Annotated in this window: 27 protein-coding genes and 1 pseudogene; 11 read left to right on the top strand and 17 right to left on the bottom strand. The window is 39.8% G+C overall.

The window, feature by feature from the left end:
* Positions 1-111 precede the first annotated feature (111 nt).
* The 7 genes from E6139_RS01430 to E6139_RS01460 all read right to left on the bottom strand — a co-directional run bounded on the left by E6139_RS01430 (position 112) and on the right by E6139_RS01460 (position 5,411).
* Entirely contained in the window at positions 112-819 is a 708-nt protein-coding gene (locus tag E6139_RS01430) for a helix-turn-helix domain-containing protein (protein WP_316401255.1), read from the bottom strand.
* Positions 820-987: 168 nt separating this feature from the next.
* A complete protein-coding gene (locus tag E6139_RS01435) occupies positions 988-1,599 on the bottom strand; it encodes a hypothetical protein (protein WP_316401256.1) in 612 nt (203 codons plus the stop codon).
* Between the two features lie 102 nt (positions 1,600-1,701).
* On the bottom strand, positions 1,702-2,646 hold the full coding sequence (locus E6139_RS01440; RefSeq protein WP_316401257.1) for a rhodanese-related sulfurtransferase: 945 nt from the start codon (positions 2,644-2,646) through the stop codon (positions 1,702-1,704).
* A gap of 235 nt (positions 2,647-2,881) precedes the next feature.
* Positions 2,882-3,127 (bottom strand): GlsB/YeaQ/YmgE family stress response membrane protein, encoded by a 246-nt coding sequence (locus E6139_RS01445; protein WP_316401258.1) that lies wholly within the window; start codon positions 3,125-3,127, stop codon positions 2,882-2,884.
* Between the two features lie 193 nt (positions 3,128-3,320).
* Positions 3,321-3,671, bottom strand: coding sequence for an iron-sulfur cluster biosynthesis family protein (locus E6139_RS01450; RefSeq protein ID WP_316401259.1), 351 nt, complete (start codon positions 3,669-3,671; stop codon positions 3,321-3,323).
* Positions 3,672-3,694: 23 nt separating this feature from the next.
* Entirely contained in the window at positions 3,695-4,537 is an 843-nt protein-coding gene (locus E6139_RS01455; RefSeq protein ID WP_316401301.1) for a glycosyltransferase family 8 protein, read from the bottom strand.
* A 1-nt stretch (position 4,538) separates the two neighbouring features.
* The gene (locus tag E6139_RS01460) at positions 4,539-5,411 is read right to left on the bottom strand and encodes a glycosyltransferase family 8 protein (protein ID WP_316401260.1); all 873 of its coding nucleotides are present in this window, start codon (positions 5,409-5,411) and stop codon (positions 4,539-4,541) included.
* A 622-nt stretch (positions 5,412-6,033) separates the two neighbouring features.
* Here E6139_RS01460 and amaP point away from each other — a divergent pair.
* From amaP to E6139_RS01500, 8 genes and pseudogenes are all read left to right on the top strand, one after another.
* Positions 6,034-6,603, top strand: a complete 570-nt coding sequence (amaP, locus tag E6139_RS01465; RefSeq protein ID WP_316401261.1) for an alkaline shock response membrane anchor protein AmaP — start codon at positions 6,034-6,036, stop codon at positions 6,601-6,603.
* Positions 6,604-6,651: 48 nt separating this feature from the next.
* Positions 6,652-6,780, top strand: a pseudogene (locus E6139_RS01470) (DUF2273 domain-containing protein); the annotation flags it as partial.
* A gap of 43 nt (positions 6,781-6,823) precedes the next feature.
* Positions 6,824-7,372 carry an Asp23/Gls24 family envelope stress response protein gene (locus E6139_RS01475; protein ID WP_316401262.1) on the top strand — a complete coding sequence of 183 codons (549 nt, stop codon included), beginning with the start codon at positions 6,824-6,826 and terminating at the stop codon, positions 7,370-7,372.
* 353 nt (positions 7,373-7,725) lie between these two features.
* Complete coding sequence (locus E6139_RS01480) at positions 7,726-8,397, top strand: response regulator transcription factor (protein WP_316401263.1); 672 nt, start codon at positions 7,726-7,728, stop codon at positions 8,395-8,397.
* Positions 8,385-9,533, top strand: a complete 1,149-nt coding sequence (locus E6139_RS01485) for a HAMP domain-containing sensor histidine kinase (protein WP_316401264.1) — start codon at positions 8,385-8,387, stop codon at positions 9,531-9,533. Before E6139_RS01480 ends, E6139_RS01485 begins: the two co-directional genes overlap by 13 nt.
* Before the next feature lie 80 nt (positions 9,534-9,613).
* Positions 9,614-10,498 carry an ATP-binding cassette domain-containing protein gene (locus tag E6139_RS01490; protein WP_316401265.1) on the top strand — a complete coding sequence of 295 codons (885 nt, stop codon included), beginning with the start codon at positions 9,614-9,616 and terminating at the stop codon, positions 10,496-10,498.
* A 1-nt stretch (position 10,499) separates the two neighbouring features.
* Complete coding sequence (locus E6139_RS01495; protein WP_316401266.1) at positions 10,500-11,705, top strand: ABC transporter permease; 1,206 nt, start codon at positions 10,500-10,502, stop codon at positions 11,703-11,705.
* Between the two features lie 106 nt (positions 11,706-11,811).
* Positions 11,812-12,315, top strand: a complete 504-nt coding sequence (locus tag E6139_RS01500; RefSeq protein ID WP_316401267.1) for a hypothetical protein — start codon at positions 11,812-11,814, stop codon at positions 12,313-12,315.
* Positions 12,316-12,505: 190 nt separating this feature from the next.
* Here the strand turns inward: E6139_RS01500 and E6139_RS01505 are convergent, their stop codons facing one another.
* From E6139_RS01505 to E6139_RS01520, 4 genes are all read right to left on the bottom strand, one after another.
* Positions 12,506-12,964, bottom strand: coding sequence for a hypothetical protein (locus E6139_RS01505; RefSeq protein WP_316401268.1), 459 nt, complete (start codon positions 12,962-12,964; stop codon positions 12,506-12,508).
* 291 nt (positions 12,965-13,255) lie between these two features.
* Positions 13,256-13,732 carry a PTS glucose transporter subunit IIA gene (locus tag E6139_RS01510; RefSeq protein WP_316401269.1) on the bottom strand — a complete coding sequence of 159 codons (477 nt, stop codon included), beginning with the start codon at positions 13,730-13,732 and terminating at the stop codon, positions 13,256-13,258.
* A 22-nt stretch (positions 13,733-13,754) separates the two neighbouring features.
* Positions 13,755-15,257 (bottom strand): PTS transporter subunit EIIC, encoded by a 1,503-nt coding sequence (locus E6139_RS01515; protein ID WP_316401270.1) that lies wholly within the window; start codon positions 15,255-15,257, stop codon positions 13,755-13,757.
* Between the two features lie 6 nt (positions 15,258-15,263).
* The gene (locus E6139_RS01520) at positions 15,264-15,953 is read right to left on the bottom strand and encodes an N-acetylmannosamine-6-phosphate 2-epimerase (protein ID WP_316401271.1); all 690 of its coding nucleotides are present in this window, start codon (positions 15,951-15,953) and stop codon (positions 15,264-15,266) included.
* Positions 15,954-16,100: 147 nt separating this feature from the next.
* On the opposite strand from E6139_RS01520, the gene E6139_RS01525 reads away from it, so the two are divergent.
* Positions 16,101-16,919: a MurR/RpiR family transcriptional regulator gene (locus E6139_RS01525; protein WP_316401272.1), complete on the top strand. Its 819-nt coding sequence runs from the start codon at positions 16,101-16,103 to the stop codon at positions 16,917-16,919.
* A 95-nt stretch (positions 16,920-17,014) separates the two neighbouring features.
* Here E6139_RS01525 and E6139_RS01530 read toward each other — a convergent pair whose 3' ends face one another.
* The 3 genes from E6139_RS01530 to E6139_RS01540 form a co-directional block, all read right to left on the bottom strand.
* Positions 17,015-17,284, bottom strand: coding sequence for a Txe/YoeB family addiction module toxin (locus E6139_RS01530; protein WP_316401273.1), 270 nt, complete (start codon positions 17,282-17,284; stop codon positions 17,015-17,017).
* Positions 17,269-17,523: a type II toxin-antitoxin system prevent-host-death family antitoxin gene (locus tag E6139_RS01535; RefSeq protein WP_316401274.1), complete on the bottom strand. Its 255-nt coding sequence runs from the start codon at positions 17,521-17,523 to the stop codon at positions 17,269-17,271. The genes E6139_RS01530 and E6139_RS01535 overlap by 16 nt, the downstream gene beginning before the upstream one ends.
* Before the next feature lie 133 nt (positions 17,524-17,656).
* Positions 17,657-18,841, bottom strand: a complete 1,185-nt coding sequence (locus E6139_RS01540) for a DUF3089 domain-containing protein (protein WP_316401275.1) — start codon at positions 18,839-18,841, stop codon at positions 17,657-17,659.
* Between the two features lie 266 nt (positions 18,842-19,107).
* On the opposite strand from E6139_RS01540, the gene E6139_RS01545 reads away from it, so the two are divergent.
* Together E6139_RS01545 and E6139_RS01550 are read left to right on the top strand one after the other, a co-directional pair.
* Positions 19,108-19,347 (top strand): AbrB/MazE/SpoVT family DNA-binding domain-containing protein, encoded by a 240-nt coding sequence (locus E6139_RS01545; RefSeq protein ID WP_316401276.1) that lies wholly within the window; start codon positions 19,108-19,110, stop codon positions 19,345-19,347.
* Positions 19,344-19,751: a type II toxin-antitoxin system death-on-curing family toxin gene (locus E6139_RS01550; RefSeq protein ID WP_316401277.1), complete on the top strand. Its 408-nt coding sequence runs from the start codon at positions 19,344-19,346 to the stop codon at positions 19,749-19,751. The genes E6139_RS01545 and E6139_RS01550 overlap by 4 nt, the downstream gene beginning before the upstream one ends.
* Before the next feature lie 40 nt (positions 19,752-19,791).
* Here the strand turns inward: E6139_RS01550 and rsmA are convergent, their stop codons facing one another.
* Genes rsmA through E6139_RS01565 form a run of 3 tightly spaced genes read right to left on the bottom strand, consistent with a single transcriptional unit; the run spans position 19,792 to position 22,014 of the window.
* Entirely contained in the window at positions 19,792-20,676 is an 885-nt protein-coding gene (gene rsmA / locus E6139_RS01555; RefSeq protein WP_316401278.1) for a 16S rRNA (adenine(1518)-N(6)/adenine(1519)-N(6))-dimethyltransferase RsmA, read from the bottom strand.
* Positions 20,673-21,245 carry a ribonuclease M5 gene (gene rnmV / locus E6139_RS01560; protein ID WP_316401279.1) on the bottom strand — a complete coding sequence of 191 codons (573 nt, stop codon included), beginning with the start codon at positions 21,243-21,245 and terminating at the stop codon, positions 20,673-20,675. The genes rsmA and rnmV overlap by 4 nt, the downstream gene beginning before the upstream one ends.
* Complete coding sequence (locus E6139_RS01565; RefSeq protein WP_316401280.1) at positions 21,238-22,014, bottom strand: TatD family hydrolase; 777 nt, start codon at positions 22,012-22,014, stop codon at positions 21,238-21,240. The genes rnmV and E6139_RS01565 overlap by 8 nt, the downstream gene beginning before the upstream one ends.
* Positions 22,015-22,157 lie beyond the last annotated feature (143 nt).

Raw genomic sequence — 22,157 nt, forward strand, 5'->3', positions numbered from 1 at the left:
TTTGATACTTACAGTACATTTTAGCATAGCTTATGAAAAGAAAGCATCGTTTCGATTTTTTCCATAAAAAAAGCTGAGAAAAAGCACCCTCACTTTTCCTCAACATTAGTCTTACTTATTTTGCAGAGTAGCATCTGTGCAAACGCGATAGCCTTTTCCCCAGATTGTTTGGATTATCTCTTGGTCAACTTGCAGGATTTCCAATTTCAGTTTAATATTTCGGATTAAGGATGAAAGCTGAGCCAAGCGAGATTGGGTAACATTTCCCCATAAAGTCGTGCATAAATCATCACGAGAGACGATTTCGCCCGAACAACTGCGCAATTTTTCTAAAACCTGCAGCTCGAGCGAAGATAAATTGACTAGTGTCAGTGCTGAAAGACTCTGATCTTCTTCTACAGAAACAGATGGTTTCTCCTCAACTATTGGTTTGAATGATCTTTGATGCTGCTGTGTCGTAACTTCTGCTAGTTGTTCCCGCAATAGTTCCACCGAAACGCTGTTTTGAACCGCACCACTTAATCCTAGTTTTTTTAAACTTGTTCGTTCCTCTTCACTAAGATGGTGATCAACCTCCCGCAGAACGCTTTGACCACGTTCAGTCAGACTTGGCAACATCAATTCCATCTCATAGCTTGAGATCGTTTCACCAATGACGATAATAGGAAAATGATTGACTAATTCGGGAATGTGTCCTTCCATTTGAATCTCATTTAAAATACTAGTAGAACAAAACACTTCATAATCTAAATGTTGTAATTTTTTGGTTATAATCTCTTCCGTTAGGATATTTTTTGTCAAAACTAGAACTCGAATCATCCATATGCCCTCATTTTCTGCTCAATAATACTTATGATTAAAATATAACTTAAATCTAAGCGAATAAAAGGTCTTTTTTTAGATGATACTGAATGAAATTATGAACATTCCGAACTATTTTGTTTTTTTAAATATTTAGTTAAAAAAAACCGTGATTTTCATCACGGTTTAGGCTGTTACCTTATTTAATTCTTTCTCATGTTTAACCGCTTTTTCAAAGATTGGCAAGTTGAATTGCTTATATAAAGCCCCTGCTACAAAGTAAGCAATGTTGAAATCAACTAAACTGTGAACCAATCCCCCGATACCCATCAGAATAACTACGGTATAGATATATCCTAGTGAATAAAAGCTATCCGGCATATTTCCCATAAAGTAAAAAACTGATACAACGATCATTTCTGCAACAGAATGAATAATACCAATAATAACGTTAAATAGTTGGAAACGACCATTTGCCAAGGTGAATTTTCCGCCTTTTAAGACTAGTTCTGGATGCTTTTGCAGATAATTTGCTCCGATCACTGCAAAAATCAAATGAGAAAATGCGCGTAAAGCAATAATTGGTGTCGTCGAGATAAAGAAGCCAAATGTTGTTCCTAAAACGACTGCGATCGCTACTACTGGTGAGAAGAACATCGCAATAAACACGGGCACATGACTAGCTAACGTAAATGATGCTGGTCCGATCACGATTTTGGGCATAACCATTGGGATCAAAATCCCTAGTCCAATCAGTAATGCCGAAATCGTCAAATTTCTATTTGAATGATTTTTCATTTTTATCCTCCTCGATATGTCAAGACACTTAATTCGCTCTTTAGTTTATTCTAAACGCGACAAAGTGTCAAGACAGTCGACGTGAGAATTTTTTGAAAAGTTTCAATATTTTTCAATCAGTGCCAAATGAGCATCACGTTCCTCAGTTGATAAATGGTGCTTCTTAACGTAACGATTATTGGGATGCTGTGCGCAAGCAATTGAACAAGCCCCTAGATATTTTTCTTCATTTTCCTCAGAAACAAGCATTTGCCGATTGCATTCAGGATTGCTGCAATTGATATAACGTTCGCATGGTGTTCCATCAAACCATTCTTTGCCAATGACCTGCTTATCGACTTGGTTGATCTCCACACTAATTCGTTCATCAAAAACATACATCTTTCCATCCCACAGTTCACCGCGTGTTTCCTCATCTTTGCCATAAGCGGCGATTCCACCGTGAAGCTGCGCCACATCTTCAAAGCCTTCTCGTAATAACCAGCCGGAAAATTTTTCACAGCGAATTCCGCCAGTACAATAGGTAACGATTTTCTTGTCCATAAATTTTTCTTTGTTTTCACGAATCCATTCAGGCAGTTCGCGGAAATTATGGATTTCTGGACGAATGGCACCGCGGAAGTGTCCCAGATCATATTCATAATCATTACGGGCATCAATTACGACAGTATCCTCATCTAGTAAAGCATCGCGAAAGGCTTGCGGCTCCAAATAATTCCCCGTTAATTGACGAGGATCAATGTCTTCCTCCAAATGCAAAGCGACCAATTCTGAACGAGGACGAACAAATAATTTTTTAAAGGCATGTCCTTCACTTTCATCCATCTTAAAATAAGTATCCTTGAAACGCTCATCTGACAGCATCATTTCCATATAGCGATCGGTTGCTTCTATCGTTCCTGAAAGAGTGCCGTTGATTCCTTCCGGTGCTACTAAGATCCGACCTTTGATCCCTAAGTCTCGACAAAAGGCCAGATGCTCTTTGGCAAATGCCTCAGGGTCTTCAATTTTTGTATAGTTGTAGTAAAGCAGTACACGATAATCCATGGTAATTCCTCCTGTTTCTTTATCCTTTACTACTATAGGAGATGGAAACCGTTTTTTCGAACTTGATGCTTGTGGAATTGTTTACAAGTTTAGTCCAAGGCAACTATGAGCGAGCCTCAATTCCCTTTTTCTTCATAAGTAACAGAATAGAAAATCAGGATTTACCCTCAACGTCTGAGAGTAAATCCTGATTTATTCATATCCTACCTAAAAATTAAGCAATGTTTTGTTTAATCTATTTGCGACGTCCTAAGAAAAATGACACAATTAGTACTAAGATTATAGCGCCAATAATTGATGGTACTAACGCCATGCCTGCTAAGGATGGTCCCCAAGAACCAAGTAGCGCCTGACCTAATGCCGATCCGACTAAACCTGCGACGATATTCGCGATCCAGCCCATACTATTTCCCCTACCTGTAATGGCACCAGCAATTGCACCAACCACCGCACCAATAATTAATGACCATAATAAACCCATAATAAATTTCTCCTCGCTTCTAAACTTTTTTGTGGTATCAAATGTTTCTTCTCATTATTATTCTTTAACTGTTTTGGTCTGTTTTTTCTTTTTTAATAAAATAGGAACGATAAACAGCAGTGTTGGAATCACTACTTTTTTTGCTAATTTAGCCATTTTCTGCACCTCCTAAAGACTAAAGATTTCAAGTGTCTTAACTGAAGAAATAATTTTTCAGCTTCATATTGTAATCTACTACGCCGCCTGAACTTTCTAAAATAAAGCTATTCAAATCATCGCAGTAATCCAACTCGATCTTTTCGCCTAAGATGGCTTGATCATCGGTAGAAGTAAAAAATTGGAATGCCTCATTTTCTACTGATTGATTGTATTTCTGGCTTTTCCCGTAAATAGGAACGATTTGGAAATAGCTTCCCTTTGCACAGCAGCCTCTATCTCTTAGTTTTTGATTGTCTTCCGTTCTCGAGGCCAATATAAACGAGTGATTCCCCCCCAACTGACGGTATAAAGCATCTCTTGCTTTATTACTTACTAGCATTTCCATAGGTATCCTCCTCAATAACTTTCTTATTTTTCAAATTCTGTCATTCGTGAATATTTAATATAGAGCATTCCAGCTGGCACGTTCTTTCTCTTTTTATTCCATGGTTTGATGTGTCCCGTAAAATGAATAATAGCTGGACGTTGTCGTGTTTCTTCGTATTCTTCCTCGCCTTTTTTCCGAGGATTTATGATTTCACGTTTCATAATATAGCTTTGGGCGTTCCAACGTGAATGCAACGGAACCCAACAGTCGTGCAAGATCGCATTTAATGCGTCCTGATCATGGAAGCGTAATTTTTCAGGATTCTCTTCTATAAATTGAAAGACTCTTTCGGTGATGTTTTCTTCCAGCCATTTTTTTACATTGATCAGCATCAACCCAGAATTGAAATAGCGATTTGATTTTGTTTTAATCCCCATTTTTTCTAATCGGTGGTGGAATCCCGCGTCTTCAACGGCGGCTAAGATATGATCCTGTAAATCTGTTTCCCATAGCTTAGTGATATCTGTAAGAGCAATCATGTCACAATCCATATACAATACTTTCCCAACATTCTTGTCTCGAAATAATTCAGGGATCTCAATTCTGAAGTAAGCAGTCGCGGGAATACGATCACTGGTTACGACGTTTTTGAAGATTGCTTTGTCAATCGTTAAGAAGGACAAAGACCCGAAGTTTTCAAAATTCTCTAAGGTTTCACGCAACATTTTTTTACACTCAGCGTCAATCGAATCGTCAACGATATAAAAATCAAATGTGTATGCCCGATTCTCACAATTATCTAAAATGGATACCCATAATGCAGCTAAATGAGGTACGAATTGTGTATTGCAGCTGGCAACTAAATGCATCTTTTTCTCTTCCAGTTTATTCATTGATAACACCTACTTCATAAGATTTACCTTCAGTAAAGATTTGCATGTATTGCTCTTGATAAGGATGATTTTCTAACGTATTCCAAGGTTTATCATGTCCTGTAAAATGAACAATTGCCGGATTATCTCTTCCTGAATGATACAAATGATCATAGTACTTAGTCGGAGCTTTATGGACATCAAACATCAACGACGTCTGCATGTTCCATTTAGGATGCAAATGTTTCCAGTGGTCATGCAAAATAGCATTCAACGCGTCTTGATCATGGAACACAATAAGCTGCTCCTTCTCCTCAAGGAATTGAATGGTTTTTTCAGTTATGTTGTTCTGTCTCCACAGATCCAAATTGATCAGCATCACACCCGAATTAAAGTAATAATCGCGAGAGTCAATTTCTAGTCGGGTAAGAGCTTTTGCTTGACCTGGATCAATGACGGCACCAATGATGTGATCACTTAAATTTTGGTCATATAGTTCAGCAACATCGTTTAAAATAAAGGTATCCGAATCTAAATAAAGGACCTTGTTATATGGAGAATTTTCTAATAATTCTGGCAAAGAAATACGTAAATAGGCAGTTGTATTAATATGATCACTGATCATAAAATTCTCGTAAACGCCTCTATTGACGCTTAAAATTTCGATTGCTGCTTTACCTGAATAAGTATCTATTAAAGATTCCAGCTCTCCTTTGCTTTGAGCAGACAGATTATCATCAATTACAAAGAATATTCCCCTTCGATCCTCAGATATAGTAGTCATTACTGAACGGATCATTACTTTCAAACAGGGAACATAGTTCTCATCCGAGGCTGTAACAATCGGAATATCCATTTCATTACACATTGTTAAAAGCTTTGTCATTAAAATTCTCTCCTTTTTATTATTTTCAATTAATTTCATTAAAATTATCGTAATACGTGAAATCAACAATTTCAAAAAATACGCTCAGTTATTATTCAATATCGTTAATAAATTAAACAAAAAACACCCAAAAAAAGTGACATGCCTTTTGTTGTTTGTTGTATTGATAAACATATTATTTGAAAGCAACAAAAATAGACTGGAAATAGCATGGAAATAAGAAAAGAAACAGATTAGATTATAAAAGCGACGAACGCTTTTCACCCACAAAATAGTGACTAAAACGTTATATAAAATTGGCGTAAAAATATTTTTTTCACTTTTATATATTTTTTGGATTTTATTGGTGAGCAAATGATCATTAAAAAACATTTCATATTAATAAATCGAACGTATATACAATTATTCATTACATTTAGTCAAATATAATGCTCTTGATATTTTTTCTTTTACTAAGAAAAATTTGAATATTTCTTATTGCGAACCAAAACCTTCCTTAAAAGCTATAGCTTTGTCTGAGTCACTCTTATTTTCATTAATGAATAATTGAGCATGCTTTTTTACAAAGAGAAACTGGCGTCCTATGCTTTTAGTGTAAACAAATTAGAAAAGGAGTTTTGTTATGAACAAAGGTCTGAAGGCTATCTTGATCATTATCTTATTGATCCTGCTTTCCATCTTCTTACCAATCATCGCGATTTATTATTTTGTCACATCAAAATCTTTTGATCTAACTTCTATGCAGCACTTTGTATTGACAAACAGGTTTGTTCAAAACTACTTATTCTGGGCCGCCGTTGTCTTAGCAATCTTAACAGTAATCATTCTGTTGATTATTCTGCTTTACCCAAAAAGAGTTTCAAAATTCATTTTGCGAGATCAACGAGGAACTTTGGCTTTAGATAAGCGTGCAATTGAAGGATATGTTCGAACAAGTTTAAAACAGGAAAACTTTATGGACACACCAAAGGTCAGTGTGGTTGCAACGAAAAACAAGATCAAAGTCAATGTGCGAGGGCAATTGAAAAAGACCTCCGCACTAATTGACCGAACGGATACTTGGGCAAATGCAATGGAAACACAAATACGTCATTTATTGGGACCAAAAGAAAAATTCACGATTAACGTGAAATTTCACTCCTTTGATTCCGATTCAGTTAACAAACCCGTTGCAGAATCTCGTGTAGATTAGGAGGAAATGGAATGAAAGATTTTTTAACGAGAGATTGATTACATCTGATTGGCGGTACTATTCTTTACAGTCGGCTTCTTTAAAACCATCCTATTGATTCTGATTACGCTCATCGGCGGAGCGATCGGTATTTATGTGAAGAATAATCATCTCTTAGATGAGCATCTAAAGAAATAATGACATTGAAAATGAACAATTAAAAAATTTGGAGGAATAGACAATGGAAAATACAACAATGAAGAATGTTACAAACACTAAGACAGACAGCAAAAACATTAAAGGTGAACTTACTTATGAAGATAAAGTGGTTCAAAAAATTATCGGAATTGCCTTAGAAAATATTGATGGATTACTAACGGTAGATGGTGGCTTTTTCTCAAACATGAAGGAAAAGCTGGTAAATACAGATGATGTGACTGCGGGCATTTCAACCGAAGTTGGGAAGAAGCAAGTAGCTGTCGATATGGATATCGTGGTGGAATATGGTAAAGATGTTGAAGAAGTATTCGATCAAATGAAAGAATTGATTTCTAAAGAAGTTGAAAAGATGACTCATTTGGAAGTCATTGAAGTTAATGTAAATGTGGTGGATATCAAAACTCGTCAAGAATATGAAGAAGATAGCGAAACCGTACAAGATAAGGTCAGCAGTGCTGCCGAAACAACTGGAAAATTCGCTTCCAAACAAACCAATCGTGCAAAAAATGCAATAAGCAATCAAAAAGATAAAGCAAGCGATCAACTAACCTCCGAACCTCGTGTTCAGTAATCATCGATAAAGCCCAGTCATTTTCTGACTGGGTTTTTGTATTCTTTCCAAGCTGTCACTACTCATTGAATAGCGAAACACTGGGTATTTTTCTTCTATATAAATGGAAGCCATTTCAACAACAGTTTTAAGTTTTCGATTGCCTCCATTCCTCCTTTATTTGCATTATTTCCTGTAGAAATCGCACAAAGAAAAAACAATGTTGATCGTACAAAGCTGTTCAAACAGCCTTTTAATCCTAAATCAGATTAAAAAGCTCTATCGATAAAAAATTAGCTGAGAATTACAAATGTTCTTCCACCAATTTATGATAGGATAAAACTATACTATTCCATGATGATAGGAGGTTCGACATGAAAAAAATACTGATCATTGATGATGAACGTGATCTGCTGGAAACATTCAAAGACTATTTTCAGTTGATGAACTATCTCGTTTATACTGCTGATAATGGTTTAGACGGACTGAAACAGATACAGCATCAACCAGATATCATCATTCTAGATGTAAACATGCCGGAAATGGACGGCTTTGAGTTGTGTGCAGCCATTCGAGAACAGATTACTTGTCCGATTGTTTTTCTATCAGCTAAAGTAGACGAGGAAAGCCGGATTCAGGGATTGACGATCGGAGGGGATGATTATCTAGTCAAACCTGTAAGCTTAAAAGAATTGGGATTGCGGATCGAGGCTCATCTTAGACGCGAGAATCGAAAGCAGATCACTCAAAAGATCGCCTACTTCGGTGAGCTGATGATTGATTATGATCGAAAGCTTTTACAGTATCAGAAGCAAGAGATTTATCTGACTAAGGTCGAGTTCGAAATCGTAGAGCTTATGTCTAAGCATCCTGGTAGAGCATTTTCTAAAGAAGACATCTATCAGCATCTTTGGAATTGGGACAAGCTTGGTGATGCCACGATCATTACAGAGCACGTTCGGCGAATTCGCAAAAAGATTTCAAAACATTCGTCCGTTGATTTTATTCAAACGGTTTGGGGGGTGGGCTATAAATGGATTGGCTAGAGGATGTCATTACTCGGATATTTGCTAAAAGAGGCAGCTTGAATCAAAGTCTGTTCCTTTATCTTTTTATCGGTGTTTTGGCTGTCGCCTTTGCAACATTGATCACCGTCTCCATCTGCGTCAGCTGGGAACGACTGATTATTATGCCGGAATCCGAAGAGGTTTTCTTTTGGTCCTATTTGGCTTGGACTCCTCCTAAAACATCGCTCCCAACGATCCAGCTTTTAGAAGCAGTCCGCCATTATTGTGTTTTTGTTTACGGATTTCTCGGGATATATTTTTCGACAAAAATGTTTTATCGCAAACGAATCCTACAGCCTATTACTATTTTAGAGAAAAGTATCGAGGAGATCGAAAAAGGAAATTATCAGCATACTGTCTATTACACTACCTATGATGAATTTGAGAAAACTTCTTTAGGCTTGGATCACCTGCGGCTGACTTTGCAGGCAAATGAGAAGAAGCTCAATGACCTTTATCACGATCAGAAAAAAGTCAACGCCGCCTTTTCTCACGACTTGCGTACTCCGTTAGCGACTATTCAAAACAATCTGGAGCTGATAGAAGCCTATTATGAACAGGATCGTTTAAGTCCGGAGGCTTTTGAAAAATCAGCAATAAAAATCAAAAACAGTATCACTCGCTTGAGTTCATTCTCTGAGACCATGCAGCAATTACAAAAACTGGAAGATCGGCCGCTTCACAAGACCCTGCAGCCATTGAATCAAATTGAAGAGCATTTGCAGGAAATCAGTCAGCATCGACCAGAAAAGGATATCTCAATTACGAAGGAGTATCCGGGGATCACCATTAAGTATGATCTTGATTTAATCAATGAGGTCATGGAAAACTTGTTAAACAATGCCTATCGCTTTGCCAAAAAGCGGATCGATATTACTATCACCCTACAGGAAAAACTTTTGATTATTTATGTCAAAGATGATGGTCCTGGTTTTTCTAAAAAGGAATTGCTGACAGCGACGGAACCCTATTATTCGCAAAATAAAAACAGTCATTTCGGTCTAGGGTTGACCATCGCTGAAGCCTTGACCCAAAAGCATGGCGGCAATCTGAAAATCGCCAATAGTATCGACGGCGGCGCGATTGTTTCTGCAGTTTTTGCCTTAACAAACTGAAAATAGTCTATTTGTAGAGAATTTATAGAGATTTGCTGATTATCCTTTAGGTAAGGAAACAGAAGAATTAGGAGGGATCGATGATGCAAATCGAAATCAATCATTTAAATCAATATTATGGCAAAAAACAAGTTCTCTACGATATCAATCTATCAATTTCGACTGGCATGTTTGGTTTACTAGGACGAAATGGCGCTGGAAAAACCACTCTGCTGAAAACATTAGTCACCCTGCTTCCGACGAATGAAGGCGACATCCGTATGCACGGGATCGACATTCATGATCAGAAAAGAATCCGCTCGATCATCGGATTTCTGCCACAAGAGTTTTCCATGTACGGCAACATGACCGCCTATCAAGCTTTGGATTATTTAGCCGTGCTCTCTGAGCTGGATAAACGCACCCGCCGAACGCGGATCAATGCGCTGTTGGAGCAAGTCAATATGACGATCCATAAAAATGTCAAAGTCAAAGCGATGTCCGGCGGGATGAAACGTCGCTTAGGAATCGCTCAAGCCTTACTAAATGATCCGAAAATTCTAGTCGTTGATGAACCGACTGCGGGATTAGATCCAGAAGAACGGTTGAGATTCCGAAACTTATTAGCTGAAGTTAGTGAAAATAAAATCGTCCTGCTCTCGACCCACATTGCTGGCGATATTGAAGCAGCTGCAGAAAATGTCGCGATCCTAGAACAAGGTCGAATCATTTTTTCAGATTCGATCGAAGAATTATTATTGAATGCCCAAGGTAAAATATTTAGTGTCCAAGTTCCGCGAACAGAATTGAGCGCAGCTAAGAAGCAAGTTCAGATCATCAGCTTACAGCAGGATGGCAGCACTTCGCATTTGCGCTTCATCGGCAAACCAGATGCACAAATCATGAATCATCCCCTCGTCATCGAGGAGCGTCCCACATTGGAGGATGCTTATCTTTATTTATTATCAACGAAGGGCGGGGAGTAATATGCTACTGAAAAAAGAATTAGGCTTAACCTTAAAAAGCCTGACTTATTGGTTAGCTGTACTGTTCATTGGCGTCTTTCTCTTTACCCAATTAGGTTCTGATTTCATTTCGTTAAAGAAGCCCGAGCCCGGGCAAAGTGAATACGGGATCACTTCAACAACAAACAAAAAAGAAATTCAGCAGCAAACGATTTCTACATTGCTGCAGCAATACAATAGTAGAGGCTACAACACCTATCCCTTCGGCTTTCTAAAGGTCGTTAAACTGTCAAAATCAGACACTGCCACAATCAAAGAAATCTTGAAGCAGGCCACTGGCAAGTCAATTGATGAAATAAATAAAACCCAGACGGAGATGGCCCTGGAAAATCCAGAAATGGATCAATTTACTTTAGCAAAAAACTTGCCGATAGCGAAAGGCTATTCCTATGCTGCCTTCGAAAAAGATATGAAAAAAGTAGCGGACCTGATTGGAAACGGATCGGCTTTTTCTAAGAATTTCTATTTAAGTCAAGCTCGAAGACAAATGACCTATCAAGAAGCCACAGAAAATTTCCAAACAATCCTGAAAAAGGATCGCGTTTCTGGCGCTTTTGCCCGTATGGCCTGTGACTATTTAGGGCTGATCCTTGGCTTGGTTCCGGTCTTTGTGGCAGCGACTGTTGTTCTTCGCGACAAACGGGCACAGAGTCAATTAGTGGTCAATTCCAAACGAATCTCCACCTTCAAATTACATGGTACCCGCTTTTTGTCTACCGTTCTGTTGATTTTATTGCCAGTAATGATCCTTAGTTTACTGCCAGCTATTCAATCTGTCTATGTCGCGCAAAAATATCAAGACACTGGTGATTTATTGCTGTTCTATCAATATATTATTGGCTGGACTTTGCCTACGATTGTAGCGGTAGTCGGGATGAGCTTCCTGATTACGACACTCTTCAATGGTCTGGTGAGTGTCATCTTCCAGTTGGGCTTTTGGCTCTTATCGCTATTGAACAATGGACAACAGATCGTCGGCAGTGTCAGACTAAATTTGATTCCACGTTTTAACGATGTTGGATCACGGGAAGTCTTTGAAAGAATCTTTTCTGAATTAGTCATTAATCGAATCTTTTGGCTCATTCTTGGTTTGATTTGTTTTCTAATCAGCTGTGTCGTCTTTGATCTGAAACGGAAAGGACGGATGCGCTATGGGAACTCTCGCTAAAATTTCGACAGCTTTCTGGCGGTTTCACTTTTATCCGGCAGTGCTCGCTGCTTTTTTGCTAACACTGCTCTTTCCTACTTTCTTCGGAGTAGAGAATGCCTCTCACATGCAGAGCGCTGAGATCTATGAACGATTCTTTCCATTACTCGGATTGATCCTGTTCCTGCCGCTCTACCTGCCTGACAGCTCCGAAGATACGACGATGCTGATCAAGACCAAACGCTTTTCCTATGTGGGCATCTTATTCCTGCGCTTTATCCAGATTCTCATCACATTGATTGTTTTAACCTGCGGCTGCTTGCTGATCTTTGAATTAAGTAACGCCTCAATCGAGTTTGACCAGTTTCTATTTGCCGGAATAGCGAATGCGTTATTCATGGGCGGCTTGTATGCGATTGGTTTTGCCTTTACTACGCAGCCTGTCACCGGCTTGATTCTGCCGTTGGGGTATTATGTGGCCAGTCTTTTTACCGCTGATAAATACTTAAAAATGTTCTACCTTTTTACATTGAGTGAAAAAGATACCGAATCCAAGCTGATTTTACTTTTTAGCGGGATAATGCTGATCATTCTCAGTTTTGTTGTACGAAGCAGGAAAACTTCGTCATAAGTGAAAGACGCTACCTGTTATACTTACTGGAATTATGAGCTATACAGCATTTTGTATTACTGAAAACTAACTCAAAAAGACCCGCTTTAATCTTAAAACGGGTCTTTGGTGTCTATTCATTTCTATGTTGACTCAGTCTTGCTAAGGAGCAAAGCTCTATCTCATTTATCCACAATAGATTCATTACTGTTTATTCATCGAAAAGATCTTCAAAGAATTCATCCCCATATTCTTCAGCGAGCCTATTTACGATCACTTCCGCATGTCTCTCATGAGCTGGAGTGTCTATTGCTACTTGAATGCCGCCCTCAAAACCAAGGCTTCCAAATTCAATCGCACCTTTTTCTGGATATTTTTCTTTTAGCATGACGGACAATTCATTCAGTGTCTGCGCAAAAGATTCCATGATTTCTACACTAAATACGCTCTCTGATTCCTGCATGATTAAACGATTGACTATTTCATAGATCGCCATCTCTAATTTTTTTCTTTCCTTACGAATCAGCTTCACGTCATTCGTTTGTGGATCATAGGCACACAAACGTTTTTCTGCAAAAAGATCCACCCAAATTTCCACATCTGAAAAAAGGGACTCTCCCTTCTTATCTACAGGATAGAAACATTGAATAAACTCATATTGTACTCCCACGTTAATCACCTCGTTTACTTTTATTTTACACGTTTCTTCCCAGCCTGTCAGAAATTGCTGATTTTAATTTGGATAACTGCTTTAAACTGTTAACAGGTTTTTCAAAGTACATTTTTAAAACAGATTCATTTGATTATCGGAAACTAAAAATCTTGAACATCACTCATATCCTGATATCAAAGACAGCCCTGAAATTTCCTTTGATGAGAATAATGTTTGATCCATCAAAAAAAAACTACCTTTCGGTTAAGAAAGGTAGTAACAGATTCTATAATTTAAGGTTCTTATTGATTAACTGCTTATCAACTTTTTTAACTGCTGCCCTTGCTTCATTAGAGATTTTTCTATTGAATCAAAGCTTTCCCCGCCATTGGTGATCAGCGTTAAAACAACATCGCCTTTTCCCGCTGCTCGAACCTTCTCAAAATCAGCCGTGACCAGCAACGTATTTTCATCGACCGTTTGCCCTACTTGAACATGAACTTCAAACGGTGCTCCAGCTAGCTCAACCGTATCTAATCCAATGTGGATCAACACCTCACTGCCTAGCTCACTCGTCAATCCGATCGCGTGCTTGGTTTGGAAGATCGTCGTGACGGTTCCTTTGATTGGTGCGTAAATCTCCGAGGCAACGGGCTGAATTCCAAAGCCTTCACCCATCATCTTTTGCGAAAAGACCGGATCAGCAACGGCTGTTAAGGGAACAAAGCTCCCATCAACTGGGGCAAAAAATTCTTCCGTCTTTTTCTTTTTGAATCGCTCAAACATTCATTATCCTCCGATTCCTCGATTAATCATCGCGGCCTAATAACTGATTGATCTCCTGACTGAACAAGTCGGCTTTTCCGCCAAAGACTGCTTGGATACCGCCTTGTACCTCGAAGACCGCAGTCGCTCCTAGTCGTTTGAAGACAGGCTTTTGGACCTTTTCGCCTTCCTTAACCGCTACTCTCAAACGGGTCGCGCAGGCTGTAACGGTTTCAATATTTTCATCGCCGCCAAGCGCTTCAATGATTTGCCACGCTTCATCCTGTAAACTCTTCGAACCAGAATCATCTGTCACCTCCAGCATGTCTTCATCATCTTCCATTCCAGGAATAGCCACGCGGAATTTCTTGATGCAGAAGCTGAAGACGAAGAAATATACCAGCGCCCAAACGATTCCGAGCGGAAGAACTTTGATCCAATTGGTCTTATCGTTCCCTTGCAGCACACCGAATAGCAAGAAGTCGATCAAGCCGCCGGAAAAAGAATTTCCGATCCGAATATTCAAAATGTCCGCAAAGTAGAAAGACAAACCATCTAAGAAAGCATGAATCACATAGAGCCATGGAGCAACAAATAAGAACATGTACTCGATCGGTTCAGTGATCCCTGTTAAGAAAGAAGTCAATGCACCACTGAAATACAAACCGCCATTTTTTTTCCGATTTTCTTTTGGAATCGCACGATACATCGCATAACATGCTGCAGGCAAACCGAACATCATGGTCGCAAAACGTCCGGCAAAGAAACGTGTTCCATAAGTAAACAAACCAGTATGACTAGAATCCGCTAATTGAGCAAAGAAAATGTTTTGTGCACCGGAAATGGATGTTCCGGCTACTGACTCCACGCCGCCTAAAGATGTGTACCAAAACATTGGATAAATCGTATGATGCAGCCCGACTGCTCCAGTTAGTCGTAACAGGAATCCATAAAAGAAACTCCCGATACTGCCCATTTGTGCGACCTGCTGCCCAATAACGACCATCCCATTTTGAATCGGCGGCCAAATCAGATAGAACACGCAACCAATAACGATCGCGCTAAAGGATGAAACGATCGGAATAAAACGTGAACCACCGAAGAATCCTAAAAATTGCGGCAGTTCGATTTTACGATAGCGATTATGCAGAAACGCAACCGTCCCACCAATAACGATTGAACCAACAACACCCGTATCGATGCTGGCATCTTTAGCAGAAAATAATTGCAATAAACCACTAATGGTTGCAGTATAAACTAAAAATGCTACGCCTCCTGCTAATCCAGCTGTTCCCTTGTCACCCTTGGCTAATCCAACCGCGATACCGATCGCAAAGATCAATGCCAGATTGGCAAAGACGGCGTTTCCGGCAAAACTCATGACACTTAGAATCGTTTGCAGCCACGGTTGATTTAAAAATGGATACGCTGCAACCGCACTTTCATTTGTCAGCGCGCCGCCTAACCCCAACAACAAACCCGCCGCCGGTAAAATCGCGATCGGCAGCATAAAGGCCCGCCCTAACTGTGAAAACTTTTTAAACATGATTTATTATCCTCCTTTTGTTAATGCTTGAATAAAACGTGTTGCGATTTCCTTTGGACGTGTAATCGCACCTCCGACAACCACACCAACTACACCTAGATCCTGAATTTTTCTGGCTTCTTCTGGCGTATGAATCTGTCCTTCCGCAATAACCGAAATACCTTCATCCACTAATGCTTTGACTAGCTCTTCATTCGACTGCGAGACTTCCCCTGTATAGCCTCTTAACGTGGTTCCGACAAAATCCATACCTGCCTGCCAAGCGTTTAGTCCTTCTTCATACGTCGCGATATCTGCCATCAATAATTGCTCCGGGTATTTTTCTTTGACCTGCTGGATAAACTGATTGATTGATTGTCCATCTGGTCGCGGCCGTAACGTACAATCAAACGCGATCACTTCCACGCCAATTGCTGCCAGTGCATCAACTTCCTTCATAGTAGCTGTGATGAATACTTCAGAATCTGGATAGTTTTGCTTAACAATTCCGATAATTGGCAAATCAACTTTTTCTTTGATTTGCTGAATGTCTCGTACCGTATTCGCCCGAATCCCAACAGCTCCTGCTTCTTTCGCCGCCAAAGCCATCAGCGGCATGATCCCTCCTTCCGATGTGTATAGCGGTTCACCTGGCAAAGCTTGGCAAGAAACAATCAAGCCGCCCTTTACAGCCTTCAAAAACTCTTTTTTCTTCACGCTCCATTTTCACTCCGTTTATAAATTATTTTGGATTATTACTCCATTTAATATAGCATGCGCTTTCATATCTGTAAATAGGAAATGAAAAAAAAAAGGATTTGACGTATAATTTAGTTTGAGAATGCAAAGACCAAAGGAGAGCCAATGTCCATTACGTATACTATCCAAGAAAATTACTCAACTTTAACTAAATCAGAAAAAAAAATCGCGGACTATATTTTGACTAGCGGAGAGAACATCGTTCACAGTACCATGAGCGATATTAGAGAAGCAGCGAACGTTGGCGACGGCACGATTATGCGCTTTTGCCAAAAAATCGGTTTTTCAGGCTTTTCTGATTTAAAAATCGCGATCGCTAAAGAAGACTTCAGCAAACAGCAGGAAGACTCGCAGGAATCAGATTTTTTTGATCAACGAACGAAGACAATCAATACAGCTTTGAAAACGACGAACCAGCGTTTAGACAATAAAAAAATCCAGCAGGCTGTCCAATTAATCACTGAAGCCAAGCAAATTTATATCTTTGGGGTCGGCTCCAGCGGCAATACCGGCAATGACTTAGAAGCGATGCTGCTGCGTGTCGGTGTCCAATCTCGTTCTGTGGTCGATCCACATTTTCAGGCGCAAATCGCTTCCTTGTTAACAGAGAAGGATTTAGTTATCGGCTTTTCCTTATCCGGCAGAACCAGAGATACCTATGATTCGCTGGATATCGCTAAGAAAAACCACGCGAAAATCATCGCTGTGACGAATTACCAAATGTCACCGATCGCTCAGCTGGCGGATATTGTTCTTCAGACCGCTATCGAAGAATTTTTAGACGGGGCTTCATTGGCGGGGAAAATCTCTCAATTGTATTTGTGCGACTTGCTTGTTCATGGCTACGAGGTCGAGAATAATGTGAACTCGATTGAGTTGAGGGAAACGGTGTTGCGTTCTATTTTAGATAAAAGTTTGGATTGAATTTTTAGACAAAAAAACCGCTCAACCCTGAGAAAAATTGGGTTGAGCGGTTTTTATCTCCGCCAAATGACGGTAAATGGCGGAGAAAGCAATGGTTAATTCAGGTTTCTTTCATAATGAGACCAGACAGATTGGATGGTAACAGTCTTTTCCTCTTCACTTACACTGTAGACTAAACGGTGCATGATGTTGATTCTTCTAGAGTAGTATGGAACATCGACTATTTTTTCGTAAGGAGGGGGCGTTCGAAAGGGATCCTCTTTAATTACTTGAATTAATTTGTCAAACTTATCATTCAAGTGAGCAGCTTTCAATTTGGGTAAGTCTTTTCGTGCATTCTTTTTTATTCTTATAATGTATCCCAATCGATTTCTCCCAATTCTTCCGTTTCCTCGTCTTCATAATGTTTGATTTTATCTAACACTCCAACATTTTGTAAATACATGGTTTCTTGAATGGCATTCCAATCACTTTTACTAATTACAACAACACTTTCATTTTCATCTTTCATGCTTGAAATTTCAACCGGCTGATTATCTGCAACGACATGCTTGATAATTCCGTACAAATTTTTTCGAGCATTTGTTGGTGAAATAACTTCCATGTGTGCTCACCTCTTTTTTCTTTAAGATAATTTTACCGTACGGCTTAACGTACGTCGAACGGAATTACGATAATTTTATTAATCTATAAATCTCAAAAAAACTGCCTACCTCAGCGATAGACAGTTCCTCAAATTATTGTGCTGGTTGTTGCTGATTTGGATCAACAGTCTGTGTGTCTTGTTGGGCTGACTGATTCGGATCAGTTGTTTGTGCTGCTTGATCCGGATGAGTTGCGAAGTATTGGCTTTCGCGATTTTCGGCATTTTGCTGCAGGTTGTAGTAATAGAAGCTGATATCGTTATTCAAGAATGAACCAGCTGGGTAAAGTTTACGTGTGCTTTCCGGCATTTCGTATTTAGCTTTATCAACGGTTGAAGAAACGACCAGACCTCTTGTTCCGTCAACAGTCGCGTCTGCGAGATTCATGACCTTCGTGTAGTCGCCATTTTCATTGCGCACATATGAGCCTAGATTTTCTGCAGCTGTCGCAGGTGTACCGTCAGTAGTCCAATTGATTGGATTGATGGCTAGTGCACCTTCATCCCAAGTTGGCAATTCGCCAGTAAAATCAGGTGCAACGGTATTGTAGGAAACAACCACGCCGGTATCATCTGGGCCTGTCGCAAATTTGACTTGCGGATTATCATTCATTTCTTGTTGAGTCACTGATTGGCCTAGAACGTAGGCTGCGATCATGCGGTCGCTGACACCCGGATTATTTTTGAAATAATCGTACAGGATGGCTTTGATCATGCGAGCACCTTGCGAATGACCAACTAAGATAAAGGGACGATTATTATTTTCATGTTTAATGTAATAGTCAAAAGCTGCATAAACATCCGCTTTGGGTACACCATCAACATATTCATTTTGTTCCGTTTTTGATTTTGAATACAACCAGTTTGCATCTAATTGACGATAATAAGGAGCGTAAATATTACCGCTAGTATCAAAAGCTGAGCCTTGAGTTGCTAGGAATACTTGTGCTCCGGCCCGCATCGTTGCATCGTCAATTTTGGCTACGGGTGAAGAATTTTCATCTTTTTGTGCGTAAGCTGTTGGATAGAGCATGAACACATCTGCTTGGCTAGTGATCTCAGTTGGTTTTGATAACCAATTATCTGCATTGCTGTAGTCGCTACCTTTGATCGTTTCACCGGCTTTTTTCGGTTCCTTCACCTTTTTTTCTTCTTTAGTTGTTGATTTGCTCGTTTCTTGCTTGGGTGCTTCATCGCTTGTAAAGAAAGTCGTGTAGGCATAATAGCCGCCAACCCCCAATACCGCTACTACTAATATTCCAATAATGAATTTTTTCATTGTGTCCTCCAAAAAACAAATTTATGTTCCTTATTATAGGGTAGTTGGGTTTTGTTTGACAAATTAGCTGTGGATTTTATTAGAAAAGCTTATGAAATCATTCAGTATTTTGGCAACCAGCGTAATTTCGTCTCAAACAGTTGAAACGTATGAAATAAGCTGTAGCGAGTAGATGATTATTTGCAGGCAATAGTATCTACAATTGACAATGTATATACACGTACTATTATATATACATAAACCAAATAGATACAAGGAGAAGTATTATGGATAAATCAACAAAATCATATAAAATCAGAAAATCAGGTAATAGCGATGTAACAACCATTCCTCAAGAAGTAAAAGAACAACTTGGCGTCACTACCGGCGATTCTATTCAATACATTCTTTTACCTGACGGCAGCATTAAAATCGAAAAAGCAACCGAAGTGGCAGACATTGATTCGATTGTCGATTCAGTTATGACTCAATACGAAGAAGCAATCAAAGATTTGGTAGATTTATGATTTATTTAACCGTCAAAGACATAATTAGAATCAATGCCAAATTAATCTCAAAAACTTCCGCAGGAGAAATGATCGGAGTAAGAGATGCCTCTGCCTTAGATAGATGCGTCAAACAACCTATGCAAGTTGTTTTTGGTAAAGAGATTTATTCAGAAATTCACGATAAAGCCGCGATATTAGCTATTACTCTTGCTAAAAGACATCCTTTTCAAAATGCCAATAAACGAACGGCCTTGGTCGCCATGGCGACATTTTTGATTGCTAATGGTTACTCAACTAGCTTTAGCCAAGAAGAAGCTGTTCAGTTTATTTTGAACATTACAACGAGTGACAAAACATTTGATGTATTGAAGGAAGAGGTCACATCCTATTTGAAAAAATCAGGAAAAATAAGAAGCATATAACAAAACGAGCGTTCAGAAGATCATTCTGAGCGCTCGTTGATTACTTTTTTTTATTCACTTCTAACGCATTAGATAACCGGGCAAACTCCGCCAAAGAAAGCGTCTCGCCGCGTCGTTTTGGATCGATCTCGGCTTGCTGCAGGCTGGTTTCCAACCACGCTTTGGTGGCATCATCTTTGCCATAGCTGCTTAATAAATTGTTCCATAATGTCTTGCGGCGCATATTAAAAGCTGCCTTGGTCAATTTGAAAAATTCATTTTCGTTCGTGACTTCGACCGCTGGTGTTTCTCGGCGAACCAAACGTAAAATTGCTGAATCAACATTTGGCTGAGGAACAAAAACTGTTTTCGGCACGATGAAGGCTGTGCTGGCTTCCATGTAATATTGGACCGCGATCGACAATGAACCATAGGCTTTTGTTCCCGGTTGCGCCGAGATGCGATCCGCGACTTCCCGCTGCATCATGACCACCAGCTCATCGACAGCTAAATCTGATTCCAAGATGTGCATCATGATCGGTGTCGTAATGTAATACGGCAGATTCGCTACCACCTTGATGGGCATCGCTTGATCGAAATAGGCGGTTTCCTTTTTCAAATCAACCTTTAAAATGTCGTTGTGAACGACTTTGATATTGTCATAGGGACTCAAGGTATCTTCTAATACTGGAATCAAGCGATCATCAATCTCAAACGCTAGAACCTGATGTGCCGCACGGGCTAGATGTTCGGTCAATGCGCCAATTCCCGGTCCAACTTCGATAACATTGGTGTGTTCATCGATTTCAGCGGTAGCGACGATTTTTTGTAAAATGTTGGGTTCGGTCAAAAAGTTCTGACCTAAACTTTTCTTGAAGGAGAATCCGTGTTTTTGCAGGATTTCTCGCGTTCTTGAAGGTGTTGCAATATCTTTGTAGTTGTTCAAGAGGTTTCCTCAACTTTCTTCATTGCCTCATGCAATTGTGCTTCGGTGATCCGAAACATTGCTAAACGTTTTTCCAATTGTTTGGCATTTGTATAGCCAATCTTCAATTCATCACCCAGACGCTCACGGCGTTCACGGGCTTGAGCTCCCGCTATTAAACCATAATCTAAGAGCGTTTGTCTAGCAATTTTTGGTTCATTGTCTTCTGCTGGTGTCACGACTTTATGAAGTGCTTCGATGATCGCTTCATCACTGGCATGTTCTACGCCGAGACTGCTGCCGCGCTTTTGCGGCGCCGCCATTCTTCTGGATAAGAAAGCGTGCTGCGCATCGGGGATAGCCTCCATGATCGTCTTGCGAATCTTTTCGCCGGAAAAATCAGGATCGGTAAAGACGATTACACCGCGCGTTTCTTGCGCATGTTCAATTTGTTCGAGAATGGCTTCGTTAATCGCTGAACCGCGCGTTTCGATCGTATCGACATCAAAAACTTCCTTCAAACGTTTGGTATCGTCTTTGCCTTCAACGACAATGATCTCCTCGATTTTTTCTTTATACTCCTTAACCATTGGCATTGATCCTAAACAAATGGTGAGCGTTTTGCGTCGTTTGATACGCGACTTCTTCCATCGGCAGATTCCGTAATTCTGCAATTTTTTCCACGACATAACGAGTATAGCCCGGTTCGTTGCGTTTACCGCGATAAGGCATCGGTGCTAAATAAGGCGCATCCGTTTCTACCAATAATTTATCCATCGGTACAACCGTTGCCGCTTCTTGAACGTCTAATGCTTTCTTAAACGACACTACACCAGAGAAAGATACGTGCATACCTAAATCTAAGAAGCGCTTCGCCCATTCACCGCTTCCGCTGAAGCTGTGCATGATTCCGCCGATGTCGCGGATATCTTCTTCCTTCAAAATCTTATAAGTGTCCTCCAGCGCATCACGGGTATGGATGCTGATAGGCAGATTCATTTCCTTCGCAATCGCGATCTGACGACGAAAGACCTTATCTTGGACCTCTTTTGGATCTTCCATCCAGTAGTAGTCCAAACCGATCTCTCCAAGTGCCACCACTTTCGGCAAGGTTAATTTCTTGATCAAGTCTTCTTCGATTGCTTTTGTATAGCTGCCAGCTTCTGTTGGATGCCAACCGATGATGGAATAAATCCCTTCATATTGCTGGTTCAGCTCTAAGCTTTTTTCAATGGTGGGTGTATCAAATCCAACCACAGCCATCTCCGTCACGCCAAGTTCGCGCGCCCGTTCGACTGTTTCTGGAATCTCATTTTCAAATTGTTCCGCATTCAAATGCGTGTGAGAATCAAAAATCATGGGTAGTCCTCCTAATTCATTCTAACTGTTTATATCGAAACTCGATTTCATTTAGAATCCAACCTATTTTAACACATTGACTACAAACAGACGAAAATCTAATACAACAAAAAAGAACTTTAAAACGATCAACGTTCTAAAGT

Origin of the sequence: Enterococcus sp. (genome assembly GCF_032555305.1) — a bacterium.
Classification (GTDB): Bacteria; Bacillota; Bacilli; order Lactobacillales; family Enterococcaceae; genus Enterococcus_A.

Coding starts and splice junctions, on each gene's coding strand:
- E6139_RS01430 (WP_316401255.1), bottom strand. CDS start 819: ATGATTCGAGTTCTAGTTTTGACAAAAAATATCCTAACGGAAGAGATT.
- E6139_RS01435 (WP_316401256.1), bottom strand. CDS start 1,599: ATGAAAAATCATTCAAATAGAAATTTGACGATTTCGGCATTACTGATT.
- E6139_RS01440 (WP_316401257.1), bottom strand. CDS start 2,646: ATGGATTATCGTGTACTGCTTTACTACAACTATACAAAAATTGAAGAC.
- E6139_RS01445 (WP_316401258.1), bottom strand. CDS start 3,127: ATGGGTTTATTATGGTCATTAATTATTGGTGCGGTGGTTGGTGCAATT.
- E6139_RS01450 (WP_316401259.1), bottom strand. CDS start 3,671: ATGGAAATGCTAGTAAGTAATAAAGCAAGAGATGCTTTATACCGTCAG.
- E6139_RS01460 (WP_316401260.1), bottom strand. CDS start 5,411: ATGACAAAGCTTTTAACAATGTGTAATGAAATGGATATTCCGATTGTT.
- amaP (WP_316401261.1), top strand. CDS start 6,034: ATGAACAAAGGTCTGAAGGCTATCTTGATCATTATCTTATTGATCCTG.
- E6139_RS01475 (WP_316401262.1), top strand. CDS start 6,824: ATGGAAAATACAACAATGAAGAATGTTACAAACACTAAGACAGACAGC.
- E6139_RS01480 (WP_316401263.1), top strand. CDS start 7,726: ATGAAAAAAATACTGATCATTGATGATGAACGTGATCTGCTGGAAACA.
- E6139_RS01485 (WP_316401264.1), top strand. CDS start 8,385: ATGGATTGGCTAGAGGATGTCATTACTCGGATATTTGCTAAAAGAGGC.
- E6139_RS01490 (WP_316401265.1), top strand. CDS start 9,614: ATGATGCAAATCGAAATCAATCATTTAAATCAATATTATGGCAAAAAA.
- E6139_RS01495 (WP_316401266.1), top strand. CDS start 10,500: ATGCTACTGAAAAAAGAATTAGGCTTAACCTTAAAAAGCCTGACTTAT.
- E6139_RS01500 (WP_316401267.1), top strand. CDS start 11,812: ATGCAGAGCGCTGAGATCTATGAACGATTCTTTCCATTACTCGGATTG.
- E6139_RS01510 (WP_316401269.1), bottom strand. CDS start 13,732: ATGTTTGAGCGATTCAAAAAGAAAAAGACGGAAGAATTTTTTGCCCCA.
- E6139_RS01515 (WP_316401270.1), bottom strand. CDS start 15,257: ATGTTTAAAAAGTTTTCACAGTTAGGGCGGGCCTTTATGCTGCCGATC.
- E6139_RS01525 (WP_316401272.1), top strand. CDS start 16,101: ATGTCCATTACGTATACTATCCAAGAAAATTACTCAACTTTAACTAAA.
- E6139_RS01535 (WP_316401274.1), bottom strand. CDS start 17,523: ATGGAAGTTATTTCACCAACAAATGCTCGAAAAAATTTGTACGGAATT.
- E6139_RS01540 (WP_316401275.1), bottom strand. CDS start 18,841: ATGAAAAAATTCATTATTGGAATATTAGTAGTAGCGGTATTGGGGGTT.
- E6139_RS01545 (WP_316401276.1), top strand. CDS start 19,108: ATGGATAAATCAACAAAATCATATAAAATCAGAAAATCAGGTAATAGC.
- E6139_RS01550 (WP_316401277.1), top strand. CDS start 19,344: ATGATTTATTTAACCGTCAAAGACATAATTAGAATCAATGCCAAATTA.
- rnmV (WP_316401279.1), bottom strand. CDS start 21,245: ATGGTTAAGGAGTATAAAGAAAAAATCGAGGAGATCATTGTCGTTGAA.
- E6139_RS01565 (WP_316401280.1), bottom strand. CDS start 22,014: ATGATTTTTGATTCTCACACGCATTTGAATGCGGAACAATTTGAAAAT.